Genomic DNA, 13688 nt, shown 5'->3' on the forward strand with positions numbered 1-13688 from the left:
CGATCAATGAAATGTTGGCCACAGCGAACGTTGCTCGGCTTGTGTTGCTTCGGCTTTTTCAGTGCTGCGTCGGCCAACCTGACGTTCAACGGAACGCTGAACGAGCCGCCGCCCTGCACGATTGATTCGGGCAGCACGATTGAAGTCGATTTCGGGGATGTCGGCACCAAGCGTGTTGATGGCGTGAAATATCGCAGGGCCGTCGGCTACACCATCCGCTGCGGCGCCTCCACGCTGCCGTGGCTGTTGAAGTTGAGCGTCAAGGGCGCAGAGACAAGCTTTGATAACGCGGCCCTGCAGACCACTGCGCCTGACCTGGGCATTCGGCTGTACCAGAACAACGCGCCGTTTCGCCTCAACACGCCGCTGGACATCAGCCTGGCTGCACCGCCGACATTGGAAGTGGTGCCGGTCAAACGGCCGGGTTCGGTCCTGAAGGCCCAAGGGTTCACGGCGGTGGCCACGCTGTTGGCTGAATACCAGTAGGAGTCGAGTGTATGCGACACGCAATGATTCATAAGGGCCTGGCCCTGCTGCTGACCTTCGGCCTGGCGGCCACGGCGCAGGCGGTGGACAACCTGAGGTTCAAGGGCAACCTGGTGGAACAGGCCTGCACCATCCGCCCGGGCGATGAAGCCATCACCCTGGAGCTGTGGGACCTGACCAGCAAGCACCTCTACATCAACACGCGCTCAGTGGGCAAACGTTTCACCCTGCACCTGGATGACTGCAATACCACTATCAGCGACTCGGTGACCATCCTGTTCAACGGTGCGGAAAACCGCGCGCTGCCCGGTTTGTTCGCGCTGGATGGTGGCAGTGGTGCCTCAGGTATCGGGCTGGGCCTGGAGACACTGAGCGATAAGCCGGTGCCGGTGAACAAGGTCGGCGACGAGCAGAAATTGAGCCCCGGCAACAACGTCATCCTGCTCAAGGCCTATGTGCAGGGTGAGCCGGATGCCCTGCGGGACAAGACCATCGGGCACGGCAGCTACCGTGTGACTTCGACGTTTACGCTGGATTATCCGTAACGGTAAACCGTTATGCATGGGATGAAAGAGAACAACATGAAACGACTATTTGGAGCCGTTGTGCTGCTTGCCCTGGCTGGCATTACGACGACCGTGAAAGCGGCTGATTGCCGGGTCAATGGCGGGCCCTGGAAGCGATTGGACACTGGACAAACTGTAAGCCTAACGGTCCCGGTGACTGTCCGATTGGGGTCGGACACGAGCCGTATTCTGCTTGATGGGGCGAACCTGGAGTGTCGGTACTCTCTCTTGGACGGCCATCCCGCTTGGAGGCAGGACTACTGGGCAACTGCGCCATCTGCCTGGGCGCCCGGCGGAAAATTCGCAGGCTTCGGCACCGGTCTACGAATTAACGGCTCAGACTTGAATACTCCCGTCCCGGGCGGAATTCGAATATCTGTCATGCCAAATAATGGTATTGGGGTACGAGTCAATGTAACGCCCTATATTTTGATAAGAAACAATCCGACCAACCCAATCGAAGTTGAAAGAGGGGACATCCTTGGAACGTTAACGCTGGACCAGACAAACAACTACGATTCAAACCGCACGCGGCTTGTTCTCCAGTACACCGCGGATAATAAATTCGCGATCTCTCCATCGTCGTGCACGATCAACAATAACCAGCCGATCAATATCGACTTCGGCAACGTGCATCAGAGGGCGATAGGCACGGAACCGCTGTCCACCACTGTTCGTAAAGATCACACGTTGACCTACCGGTGCCCGGACCCGGGGATTACCACGCCGATCACCATTACCTACAAAGGCACGCCGTCCTCGTTCAACGCCAATGCGCTGGTGATGAGCAATCGGAACGTGGGCACGGCCCTTGTCCGTCAGGGGACTGCGGTTCGAGTCAATGGCTCGTTCCTGACCCGTATCACCAACAGTTCCGGGAGCGACGTTGTAACGTTCGCCCTGGTCAAGCAGGCGGGGTCCCTGCCTGTCGAGGGGGTCGTAAATGGCAACGGCGTGTTGGTAATGGGTGTGCCATGACACACCCATACGTTCAGACCTGGCGCGTCACGCGGTTACGTTGTTGGCTGTGGCGTTCCAACGCCTGGTGGGTCAACTCGCGCATCCATTGTTTTTCGCGGTAGCCCAGTTCGTTGAGCAGCAGGTTGTAGCTGTCGTCCGTCATGGGTTGCCCGGTCAGCACCTGCGGGTGCGGTACACCCAGGGCATCGGCGAGGCCGATCAGCGTGAGCCTCAATGCTTCTTTCTGCTCGGCGGGTAAGCCGTTGGCCTGGGCCAGCCTGGCCTGGGCTTCCTGCAGTTCATCAAGGCGTGCGCATTGTTCGTCGAAATGCCGGGCATTGGCCTCAAGGGTGTTCGGGTGGTGGTCGTGCAGGTACTCTTCCCAATAGGGCTCCAGCAACATCTGGTTGACCAGGCCATCGCCTTCGCCCAGCTCCAGCACCGTGCTGTAGGCCTGTTCGATCTGCGTGGGTTTTACGTCGCCGGTGTCGCGGTACAGCATGTGTTCCGACAGCCAGGGCAGGTCGAGGCGCTTGGCCAGGGAGGTCTGGTAGCTCAGGTAGACCTCCACGTCGTCCACGTTACCCATCACGCCCTCCCGTCGTTGCGAACGCAGCCATTGGCCGAGGCCGCCTTCGGCTTCGGGTTTGAGCCGATGGGCAATGTCCTCGCTGGCGATGCGGTTCAATTGCTTGAGCCGTGCATTGCCCTTTGCCAGCGTCACCAGTTTGCCCTCGCGCTCGCTGGCCGAGGCGGAGTAACGCTGGGCTTCGCTGACCAGCACTTCGATGCCCAGGTCATTGAAAATCTGTGCACTGCCGTCGGCGCACAGGCCGGGAAAACTGGCCATCTTGAACAGCTTTTCACGCAGCGCCGTATCGTTGTGGGCCGCCTCCAGCAAACGCCAGACGCGCTCGCGCAACGTTTCAAGATTGTCCCAATAGGTGTCCATGTCCTGGGGCCGCTGGAAGAAGTCGGGCGCTTCAAGGGCCTTGATCACCTCGAACAAACCCTGGGAGCCGTGCTCGCGCTCCACCGCTTGCCACAGCTCCTGGCGCCTGCCCAGTAACGGCGGCCTGACCCGTTCCAGCCACGGGCCGCTCTCTCCACGGGGTTCATAGCTGCGGTTGGGGTCCAGTCCGGCGGCTTCGCGGTACTGCTCGTACAGCAGGCGCTGGTCGTTGAGCAGGGTGTTGCGGTCCAGGCGGGTATGGGCGACGGTCCGGGCCTCGGCGCTGTCGGCCATGAGCGCTGGCACATGATCAATCCGGGTTTGGCTCAGGTCCAGCAGGAAACCCTCCTCCCGTGGGTGGGCAAACAGCCCGGTGGGCCACTGGGTGATGGGGGTGCGGCTCAGGAACAGGCGGCGCAGGTGCGGCATTTTCGAGATGTTCGGTGGCTGCGTCAGCGGGTTGCGGTACAGGTTCAGGTTGCGCAGGTGCTTGAGGTTTTTCAGGCGCGCAACGTCGCCGTTGAGCAGCGTGATCTGGTTTTCCCCCACGTTGAGGTCGCGCAGGTAGCGCATGTTGGCGATGGGCTCGGGCAGCCGCGTCAGTTCGTTCGCACTGACGTCCAGCTCCCGCAGGGACGGGAATGCCTGCAGAAAGGGCCACTGGCTGTCGTTGAACATGCAGTTGGCCAGCTTCAGTTGGGTGACGTGCTCGAAACCATTGCCCAGCAGCGGCAGGCTGCCGGGCAGGTCGAGGGCGCTGAGGTCCAGGCTCGCGCCGCTCTGCACCTGGCCCAAGTCGTCGCGGTGCTCGGCGAGGCGGTCTTCCCAGCAGCGATAGAGTTTGTGCGCAATGATATTTTTACGCAGTTTTTCCTCCCGGGCCATGCGGCTGTTTTTGGGATGGGGGCCGGGCAGGCGCTTCCATTGCTCCAGCTCCCGGTACAGGTTGTGCCGCTGCAGGACCAGGCGATTGAGGACATCGTTGTTCAGCCCCGGGCCGATCTCATTGAGGAACCGCTGCAGGCGTTCCTCCTCCAGGGTCGGGAACAGACTGGCCAGCACCTCCCGGGCGCGGGCCTGGCCCAGGTGCTCCTGGGCGCGGCGCAACCCGCCGAGGGCCGCGCCGCCGAGCAGGGTGGTGGTCTGCACATCTGCCGTACTGCGCAGCGGTGGCTCGGCCAGCACCCGGCGCCGTTCGGCCAGGGGTTCGAGGGTTTCCATCAGCCAATGCTTGAGCCCGGCGCCCTGGCCGGGCCGGTAGCCCAGTTCACGTTGCTGCGCTTCGGACAGCGCGCGCAACAGGCATTCATACAGGGTATCCGGCCCATGCAGGCGCTGGCCCTGCTGATCGAACAGTTCGTAGCCCATGTCGTTCTGGCGCACCAGCACCCGGCGCCGGCGGGCATCGGCCGGCCCGGCTTCACAACGCAGCGTACCGCTGACCAGGCGATCGCGGATTTGCAGGTGCAGGTCGCCAAAGCCATCGCTGTAGCGCTTGAGGGTATTGAGCACCAGGCGCTCGGTACCTTCGGTGATCGCCCAGGGCGGGAAGAACCCCGCGTAGGCCTGGACACTGTGCTGGGCGAAGCTCAGTTCCCTGGCCTGATTGAGCAGGCGCAGCGGTACGTGGTGGTCCAGGGTTTGCCGTTCGGCCGGGGTTGTGCCGGCCAGCAGGGTGTCGGCCAGCGGCCGGTCCAGCGGGCTGACCTGCACGCGCAAACGGCGTTCATGGGGATCGGCGCTGACCTGGCGGGCCTGATGGATGTAGTCGGCGATGTCACCGGTCTGGCGCGCCACCGAGTCCGCCAGTTGATCGCGCAAGGTTTGCACGCGCAGTGCTTGCGACACGTCGCCGCCCAGCAGGTGCCTGATCGACGGCTCATCGAGAAACTCCAGCACCCGCGCCGGCAACTCGCCGGACATCACCTCGGCCAGGCTCAATTGCAGCGTGTCGGCCGGCGATGCCTGCGGGTTGGCGTACTTGTGGGAGTCACCGCTCTTGTCCGAGCGCACGAACACTTCCAATGCCTTGGTTTGGGGCCAGCCCGGCAGCTCGGTGATGGTCTGCTCGAACCAGGCGGACGTCGCATCCAGCGGCAGCGGTGCGCCGGCGCGAATGGTGTGCACGGTCTGTGTGGCAGCGCGCTGGGCTTCATAGCGATTGAGGGTCGCTTCCAGCAGCGGCGGGGTCGGCCGGTTTTGCACGTAAAGGTTGCGCAGCACACCGTCGTCGGCACCGCTGATGCGTTGCATCTGCTGCAGTTGCTGGTTGCTGAAGGGCGCCGTGCGCGGCCCCAGGCGGCGCATCAGCGTGGCGCTGTCCCAGGTGCGCGGTTGCTCGGCTTCATGTACGAAGGCGCCGTCGCCGTTGAACCGCACCAGGGGTTGATAGGCGTTGGCGCGCTCCGGGTGAGCGATACGCGTGTCGCCGGTTTCAGGGTCTGCCTGCACTTCGAAGTGAGCACCTTGCAGCGCGAGGATCTGCTTGCCCTGATGGGTGTGCAGGCCGTCGACAATGGGCGGCTGGTCGAGGTTTTTCACAGCATAGGGCGCAATATCCGGGTGCCACAGGCGCGTGCTGCCGTCGGGCCGCACCACCGGGCGCAAGCCTTCGACGAAGGGGCTGAGCTTGAGCCGTGCGACATGGCCCAACTGGCTGGCAGCACCGAACAAGGCAAACTGGATCACGCTGTCGGCCACCGCGACCACTTGCTCCGCCGCCTCGGCACCACGCCCCTGGGCCCAATCGACAATCCCCTCGAACACCTCGTCGGTGATCTGGTACAGGCTGTAGGCGAGCATCGCTTCCCCCAGCAGCGGCACGAAGGGCGTCAGCACCAGCAGCGCCGCATTGAAGATATCCCCGAGGATTTTTTCCAGGTTGTCCCACCAGGCCCAGCGCGCGTGGCGGTCGGCGGTGGCGGTGGGCACGGCGATGTCCAGGGCATCATTGACGATCTTGTTCAACTTGAGGCGGTACTGGTAATTCCACAGGTCATTTTCGGCGGCGAGCGTTGAGCGATTGACGTGATCGTCACCGATAGCCTGCACGCTGAATTGCAGGTTTGGCTGGGTGATCGGGGTGTCGCGCCAGCTGGGACGCGGGTCGGTGTGGGCGGTTTGATGCCAGCGCACACGGCTCAAGCGTGTATTGAGCCCGGCAAAGAATTCACCGCGCCTGGCGTGGTCGATGAACTGGCTGAAGAAGGTCTGGTAGCGCTGGCTGTCCCGCAGTTTTTCCGTGAGGTGGCTGAGGAAGGCCGCAGGCGAAGGGTATTGCTTCAGAGGGTGTTCGGGGTCTGCGGGGATGTACACCAGCACCTTGCCGACGGGCCGGGTGGGCTGCGGGACAAACAGCAACAGGATGCCGGTCAATGCCGTGTTCATCAGGCTCAGGGTATGGCATCCAAGCGCCTGACCGTCCAGCAGCGCGACGCGGCCGGCGATCAGGTCGAGCACGGCGCCGTGGGCATCGGCGTCGATGTCCCGGTTGATCAAGGCCAGGTGCGCCGCCGTACCCAGGGCAGTCTTCTGAGTGGCAATCATCTGCAGGCGCACGGCCCGGGTCACCGCCGGGTCATAGAACCCCAGGGCCTGGCGCAGGCTTTTCTGGTAGCGGGCGCCCAGGTCCAGGGTGCGGCAGATGTGCTTGAACTGTTCAGCGGTCAATACCGCGCCGGTGATGGAGTGGCGCAAGGTCAGTGTATCCCGCTGCCCGCGTGGGTCTTCGGCGGACAGGAAGGCGTAGTCGACGAAGGTGTCCGAGGCGGCAAAGTTGGCCAGCGCGACGTCCAGCAGCGACAGGGTTTTGCTTTGCTCCCCACGATTGAAATCGTGCACCCACCAGGCAACTTTGGCGCTGGCATACAGCCGCAGGCAGGTGGTTCTGACGTCGATCTCGCCATAGGCCTTCAAGGCATTTTTCAGCAGCGGTTCGGCGAAGGCATACACGTCGGTCAATGCCTGGAATCGCTGGTCCATCGCAGCCTGCTGCTGCCAGTGTGCGGCGATCGCGGGCTTGAGCGCTTGATGCTGGTTGGCGCTGGCATGGGGATAGTGGCGGATGCCTTGGCGGGCGACGTCGTTGAGTGCGCGCAGGCGGAGTGGCGAGGTGGTTTTCAGCCAGTGCGGCAGGGCGTTTTCGATAAACGCGTGGTGCAGGGACTGGTCGGGTATGTCGGCCATGGGGGCAACCTGTAGAGCTCAAAAAGAAGGCTTGAGTCTATGCACCGGCACGGCTGCGGATAAGTTTGAATAGTGGGTGGAAACCGCGGCGGATCCCTCAGTAATCCGCAAGTGAAAAGCGCAGGGATAGGCCCATCAGCGCACGCTGCATAAGCTGTTGTTGCCCGGTTGCAGATAGGGCGTAAGAATCGGCGCCATGCCCTTGAGTACCTGTACCGGCAACGCCGAAGTGAACTTGAAACCCTGGGCCGAAGCGCCGGGGACGAAGGCGGTCAGCGTGCCGAAATGATGCTCGCCGATGTAGAACACGAAGGTCGCCGTGCGGTTGATCGCCTTGGAGCTGAGAATCCGCCCGCCGGCGCCGATGGCTTCGATCCGGTTGTCGCCGGTACCGGTCTTGCCGCCCATGGCCAAAGGCGTACCGTCCGCCAGTTTGAAACTGCCGGACACGCGCCGTGCAGTGCCGGCGTCCACCACCTGGGACAGCGCCCCCTTGAGTGCCGTGGCCACCTCGGAAGGCATCACGCGCTTGCCGCGATTGGGGTCGTTGACCAAGCGGGTTTCGTACGGGGTGTCGGCGGCAAAGCGCAGGCTGTCGATACGCAGGGTGGGCTGGCGCACGCCATCGTTGAGGATGATCCCCACCAGTTCCGCCAGGGCCGCCGGGCGGTCGCCGGAGCTGCCGATGGCCGTGGCAAGCGACGGCACCAGATGGTCGAAGGGGTAGCCGACTTTTTGCCAGCGCTGGTGAATATCGAGGAAGGCTTCGATCTCCAGCATGGTGCGGATGCGGCTGTCGCGGGCACTCTTGTGGCGGCTCTTGAACAGCCAGCTGTAAACCTCCTGGCGCTCGTGTTCACTGGCGGCGGTGGCCTGGGTGAAGGTGGCGTCGGGGTTGTTCAGCAGGTAGCCCATCAGCCACAGGTCCAGCGGGTGAACCTTGGCGATATAGCCTTGGTCAGGCAGGTCGTAGGCGCCGGGGCCGTAATTCTGGTAGAGCTTTTCGAGGCGCTCGTCGGTGAGTTTTTCAGGGCTTTTGACGCTGCTCAAGTGCGAGCGGACGAAGCTGTTGAAACTCGCCTGGCTGGCGTTGGGCAGCAGGTAGCGGTGTACGGCGGCCAGGCGAATGGCGGTGGGGTGCATGCTGTCGAGGAAGGTGTCGAGGCGCGCCTGGGTGTTCTTGTTGCGGTATTTCTTCCAGAACTTGAGCAGGAAGGTGGTGCCTTCGCGGTCGGCGAATTTGGCCAGGTATTCCTGGCGCCTCGGGTCACTGTCGTCCTTGAGCAACTCGGCACTGTTGTTCGCACCGTGATAGGTGCTGTAGCGCACCAGGTCACGCATCAGGCGAATGAACGGCAAGTTGATCGACTCGCGCAGGGCTTCGATCAACGTGGGATTGCGACCGTTGTCCTGGCTGCGGAAGTTATGGAAGTGGTGCATGCCGCCGCCGGTGAAAAAACCTTCGCCGGTGTTGGCCGAGTATTGGCGATTGAGGGCGGCGTCGAGCATGGCCGGCAGGTTGCGGTCGCTGTTCTGGGCCAGGTAGTCGAGGGCCCAGCGGGTAATGCGGTCCGTGTCCTCGACCGGGACTTTGCGCAGCTCGGCGGCAGGTGTCGCAGCGTATTTATCATGCAGTTCGCTGACGATTTGCAGGTAGGTAGTCATCACCCGCAGCTTGGCGGTTGAACCCAGTTCCAGCTTGCTGCCTTCGTTGATGTCGAATGGCTGGTCGGTGCTGTCGGTTTGCACGCGCACGCGGGCACCGTCGGGTGTCATCTCGTAGAGGTTGAAACTGTAGCGAACCTGAGCGGTGCTGGCGGGCGTCAGCAGCGTGGGCCCGAGCAGGCCGATCTGCGCGGCGAAGGCGGGGTCGGCGAGTTGCTTGAGGTACGTGCTGGCCTGGCTTTGCAGGTCGGCTTGCAAGGTGCTCGTGGCAGAAAGATCGAGTCGGTCGAGGTCGTACAGCGGCTGGTTGAGCAGGGCGGCCAGGCGAGTGCGGGCGACGCTGATGCCCTTGTTGGTTTCGATTGGCTGGATCGTCGGTTGTTGCTGCCAGTCACGGTAGGTGACTTTGCTGGCGAGGGCTGCGCTGGCCAGCGCCGGGTCGATCACGTTGTTTTGTGCGAGCAGGCGGATGTGGCTGTCGGTGAGGTCCGCCAGTTCCTTGTGGCCCTTGGACAGATAGTGAGACGGGCGACGCTGGGCGATCATCAGCGACAGCACCTCGCGCAACGCCAGACCCTTTTGCGGCAGCTGTTTGGGGTCGGTGCCGATGAGCAGCGCGTTTGTCTGGTTGAAGTCGGCGCCGTACCACACGCGCAAGCCTTCGGCCATGCCGTGCACTTCGCCATGGCCGGGTACCGCCGACAGGGGCACGCTGTTGAGGTAGTCGCGCACGATGTCCTGGCGAGCGGCAAGGGTTTGCGGGCCGTCCTGATACGCGCGCACGCTGGCAGAAATCATCTGGCGGATTTTCTCGCCGCCGGACAGGGTCAGGCCGTCGGGCGAGTGGCGGTATTTTTCCAGCTGCGTGGCCAGGGTACTGCCGCCTGCCGTCTGGCCGGGCAGGTGCAAAAGCTTCGCCACCTGGGACCAGGCGGCCTTGGCAAAGCGCGGCCAATCCACGGCCGGGTTGAGTTGCGGGTTTTTCGGGTCCAGCAGGTCGCGGTCTTCGATAAACAGCAGGCTGCTGACCACCACCGGCGGGATCGCCGCAAAGCTTGGGTAGAACTGTTGTGGATACGTGAACTGATACAGCGGTGCGGCGCGGCAATCGGTGATGGTCAGGCCGGCCTGGATTTTTTCCGGGTAGGGCACGAACAGGCCGCGCTGGGCGTAGGTCATCAGGTCGGGGGAGAAGCGCGCTTGAGCCTGGATCAGGTAGTCACGCTTGATCAAGCGCGGCAGGAACTCGCCGAGGGCGCTGTAGCCCAGGCGCTTGTCAAAGGGCCCGGCGCCAGGGTAAACCCGCGCATCGCTGGGGCCCGAATGCATTTGGTAGGTGAGGGTTGAGGCAATGTCGGAGAAGGTTTTGGCCTGCAACCTTGAAGTGCGCATTTCCCGCAGGGCGGCAAAGCCCAGGGCGATCAGCGCAATCAGCAGCACCAGCCAGAACAGCCGCCACCACAACCGTCGGCGGGGAGGAGGGCTTTGTGGCAACGGCTGTTCATCCGGGCTATCGGTGGATACCGCAGCCTTGGTCGAAGCGTTTTGCCATAAAGCGCCCATAGTCGATTGATCCATTTACGCAGATTGATCGGACTTGGTTGAAGCTTAGACGGTGGTGGGCGAGTGGGAGGAATTTGTGAGGGTGATGCTGTTTGTGGCGAGGGGGCTTGTCCCCCGTTGGGCTGCGCAGCAGCCCCAAAACCTGCCATGAAGATCTTCCTGAAGAAATGCGGTGTGTTTACTGGGGCTGCTGCGCAGCCCAACGGGGGGCAAGCCCCCTCGCCACAGACAAGCCCGCTCGTCACAGATAACCCCGCCACATAACCCCAAACCGTCGAGCTAGAGCCTCCCCCACCCGTAAACCCGCCAAAGGTAGGGGCATGACGCTGCACCATTACCGTGCAATACTCGCCGCCGTTTGGTGGCGATGATTCCTACGCTAACCAGGTGATGCTCCTCCGCAAAAGGCGCCTTTACCGAGAGTTCCCGCTGAATCTTGCCGTTTATAGAGTGAAAACCCCTGGGTTTAGCTTTTTATACTGCACCCCCGCTGATCTGGCCCGGCCAGACCGTTTTACCCAAAAGGTGATCCGGCAACGGTACGCCATGGCAGACCCGCCATGACGCCCCGGACTCGGTGGCTCATATCCAATAACAAGACGAGGTTGTATCCCTATGCCAGCTGGCAATCATCTGCCCCACGGCGAGACCGCTCAGGGCGGTCCGCTGAAACGCGAACTCGGCGAACGGCATATTCGCCTGATGGCCCTCGGTGCATGCATCGGCGTCGGCCTGTTCCTCGGCTCGGCCAAGGCCATTGAAATGGCCGGCCCGGCGATCATGCTGTCGTACATCATCGGCGGCCTGGCGATCCTGGTGATCATGCGCGCCCTCGGCGAGATGGCCGTGCACAACCCGGTGGCCGGTTCGTTCAGCCGCTACGCCCAGGATTACCTCGGCCCGCTGGCGGGCTTTCTCACCGGCTGGAACTATTGGTTCCTGTGGCTGGTGACCTGCGTGGCAGAAATCACGGCCGTCGCCGTGTACATGGGCGTGTGGTTCCCCGATACACCCCGCTGGATCTGGGCCCTGGCAGCACTGATCAGCATGGGCACCATCAACCTGATCGCGGTCAAGGCCTTCGGTGAGTTCGAGTTCTGGTTCGCACTGATCAAGATCGTCACCATCATCGCCATGGTGATCGGCGGCGTCGGCATCATCGCGTTCGGCTTTGGCAACGATGGCGTGGCCCTGGGCATTTCCAACCTGTGGACCCACGGCGGCTTTATGCCCAATGGCGTGCAGGGTGTGTTGATGTCCCTGCAGATGGTGATGTTCGCCTACCTGGGCGTGGAGATGATCGGCCTCACCGCCGGTGAAGCGAAGAACCCGCAGAAGACCATCCCGAGTGCCATCGGCTCGGTGTTCTGGCGCATCCTGCTGTTCTACGTCGGTGCGTTGTTCGTGATTCTGTCGATCTACCCGTGGAACGAAATCGGCACCCAGGGCAGCCCGTTCGTGATGACCTTCGAGCGCCTGGGTATCAAGACCGCCGCCGGCATCATCAACTTCGTGGTGATCACCGCAGCGTTGTCGTCGTGCAACGGCGGTATCTTCAGCACCGGGCGCATGCTCTACAGCCTGGCACAGAACGGCCAGGCCCCGGCCACGTTCGGTACCACCTCAAGCAACGGCGTGCCGCGCAAGGCGCTGCTGCTGTCGATCTTCGTGCTGTTGCTGGGCGTGCTGCTCAACTACATGGTTCCGGAAAAAGTCTTCGTCTGGGTCACTTCCATCGCTACCTTCGGCGCGATCTGGACCTGGCTGATGATCCTCCTGGCCCAGCTCAAGTTCCGCAAGAGCCTGACCCAGGCCGAACGTGACGGCCTTAAATACCGCATGTGGCTGTACCCGGTCAGCTCCTACCTGGCCTTGGCGTTCCTGGTGCTGGTGGTGGGCCTGATGGCGTACTTCCCGGACACCCGTGTGGCGCTCTACGTGGGGCCGGTGTTCCTGGTGCTGCTGACGGTGTTGTTCTACGTGTTCAAGTTGCAGCCGACTCAAGCGGCGGCACGCACCGCGAGCTGAGTTTCCTGCGCTCAACAAAAAGCCCCTTACGGGGCTTTTTGTTTTTCAGGCGGTGGCGGGGGGCGCCGGTTGGGTGAGCCGTTTGTTCAAATCCAGCCAGGCCCCCAGCAGCGCCATCAGCCCGGCGCCTACCAATGCGGTGAAGATTTGCATGGCGAAGGCATCGCCGGTGATCGCATTGATCATGTCCGCCAGCGGTGCCAGCAGCACCCCCAGGCAGAACACCTCCAGGGAGTAGCGGCCCATGCGGCAGGTTTGCTGCGCCAGCCAGTTTTGCGTCCAGGCGTGGCCAGGCAACAGCTTGGCGGTGACATAGGCCAGGGCCAGGAAGTGCAGCAAACGCACGGGCGACAGGTCGGTCTTGCTGATGGGGTACAGCAGGTCACTGAGCGCCGACGGCATCAGCGCGTCGTGGATTTCCGGCCAGCGCCACGAGAGCGTGAGAACCCCCGCCACCAGCGCATACACCGCCGCAGCGACGAACAATGGCTGACGCAACAGGCGCCGAGTCTCGACAGGGCGGGGTTGCCCGGCATGAATCGCCGCCGCGCCGCCCAGCACAAACAGCAACTGCCAGGTCACCGGGTTGAAGTACCACACGCCGTCGGCAATCGCCGCCAGGTTCCAGCCCAGGTGCGGCGCCAGCAAGTACACCGCCAGCGAAACAGCCACCACCGCCCAGGTCTTGCGCAACAGCAGCGGCAACACCAGCGGCAGGCAACCCAGCAGCACGATGTACAGCGGCAACGGGTCCATCAGGTTGGGTTTGAAGCGCAACAGCAGTTCATCCACTAGGGCTTGCTGGGGATGGGTGACGAAGTGCGTCAGGCCCATCTCTTCAACGAGGTCGCGGGTTTCCACATGGCTGTTGGCGAAGAACACGATGCCCATCAGCATCGCCAGCAGGAAGATGTGCACCACGTACAGCACCCAGGTGCGCCGCCAGATCTTCACGCAGGCGATCAGATAACCGTCGCGCTGCAGGATCTTGCCGTAGGCCAGCACGGCCGCATAACCGGCCAGGAACACGAAGACCTCCGCCGCGTCGCTGAAACCGAAGTTGCGCAAGGTGATCTGGCCCAGAGGGTTGTGGGGCACGTGATCCCAGAAAATAAAGATCAACGCCAGGCCCCGAAAAAAATCGATGCGCGGGTCGCGTCCGTTCAACATGGCAGCGGGCTCTTGAACAAGGGGTTTAGTAATGACAAGTGGACGACGGCTTCAGTCGAGCCGTACGTCGGGCGGGCGCAGGTTGGCGGTATTTGTAAGCAATTGCAAAGCTG

The 13688-nt window shown here is 62.6% G+C and carries 7 protein-coding genes; 4 read left to right on the forward strand and 3 right to left on the reverse strand.

Annotation, left to right across the window (positions count from 1 at the left end):
• The first annotated feature begins 6 nt into the window (after positions 1-6).
• From HX818_RS18235 to HX818_RS18245, 3 genes are read left to right on the forward strand one after another with little or no spacing between them, the layout of a single operon-like run.
• Positions 7-486 (forward strand): fimbrial protein, encoded by a 480-nt coding sequence (locus HX818_RS18235; RefSeq protein WP_003216426.1) that lies wholly within the window; start codon positions 7-9, stop codon positions 484-486.
• Positions 487-497: 11 nt separating this feature from the next.
• Positions 498-1031: a fimbrial protein gene (locus HX818_RS18240; protein WP_023659210.1), complete on the forward strand. Its 534-nt coding sequence runs from the start codon at positions 498-500 to the stop codon at positions 1029-1031.
• Between the two features lie 36 nt (positions 1032-1067).
• Entirely contained in the window at positions 1068-2030 is a 963-nt protein-coding gene (locus HX818_RS18245) for a fimbrial protein (protein WP_177020502.1), read from the forward strand.
• Between the two features lie 13 nt (positions 2031-2043).
• On the opposite strand, the gene HX818_RS18250 is transcribed toward HX818_RS18245, so the two are convergent.
• On the reverse strand, positions 2044-7149 hold the full coding sequence (locus HX818_RS18250; protein ID WP_177020503.1) for an NEL-type E3 ubiquitin ligase domain-containing protein: 5106 nt from the start codon (positions 7147-7149) through the stop codon (positions 2044-2046).
• A 135-nt stretch (positions 7150-7284) separates the two neighbouring features.
• Positions 7285-10377 (reverse strand): biosynthetic peptidoglycan transglycosylase, encoded by a 3093-nt coding sequence (locus HX818_RS18255; protein ID WP_177020504.1) that lies wholly within the window; start codon positions 10375-10377, stop codon positions 7285-7287.
• Positions 10378-10992: 615 nt separating this feature from the next.
• Between HX818_RS18255 and HX818_RS18260 the strand changes: the two genes are divergently transcribed.
• On the forward strand, positions 10993-12405 hold the full coding sequence (locus tag HX818_RS18260; protein WP_003216436.1) for an amino acid permease: 1413 nt from the start codon (positions 10993-10995) through the stop codon (positions 12403-12405).
• Positions 12406-12450: 45 nt separating this feature from the next.
• Here HX818_RS18260 and HX818_RS18265 read toward each other — a convergent pair whose 3' ends face one another.
• Positions 12451-13575: an OpgC family protein gene (locus HX818_RS18265; RefSeq protein WP_177020505.1), complete on the reverse strand. Its 1125-nt coding sequence runs from the start codon at positions 13573-13575 to the stop codon at positions 12451-12453.
• Positions 13576-13688 lie beyond the last annotated feature (113 nt).

It is taken from the genome of Pseudomonas sp. F9001 (genome assembly GCF_013385435.1).
GTDB lineage: Bacteria > Pseudomonadota > Gammaproteobacteria > Pseudomonadales > Pseudomonadaceae > Aquipseudomonas.

Coding starts and splice junctions, on each gene's coding strand:
- HX818_RS18255 (WP_177020504.1), bottom strand. CDS start 10,377: ATGGGCGCTTTATGGCAAAACGCTTCGACCAAGGCTGCGGTATCCACC.
- HX818_RS18250 (WP_177020503.1), bottom strand. CDS start 7,149: ATGGCCGACATACCCGACCAGTCCCTGCACCACGCGTTTATCGAAAAC.
- HX818_RS18265 (WP_177020505.1), bottom strand. CDS start 13,575: ATGTTGAACGGACGCGACCCGCGCATCGATTTTTTTCGGGGCCTGGCG.
- HX818_RS18235 (WP_003216426.1), top strand. CDS start 7: ATGAAATGTTGGCCACAGCGAACGTTGCTCGGCTTGTGTTGCTTCGGC.
- HX818_RS18240 (WP_023659210.1), top strand. CDS start 498: ATGCGACACGCAATGATTCATAAGGGCCTGGCCCTGCTGCTGACCTTC.
- HX818_RS18245 (WP_177020502.1), top strand. CDS start 1,068: ATGAAACGACTATTTGGAGCCGTTGTGCTGCTTGCCCTGGCTGGCATT.
- HX818_RS18260 (WP_003216436.1), top strand. CDS start 10,993: ATGCCAGCTGGCAATCATCTGCCCCACGGCGAGACCGCTCAGGGCGGT.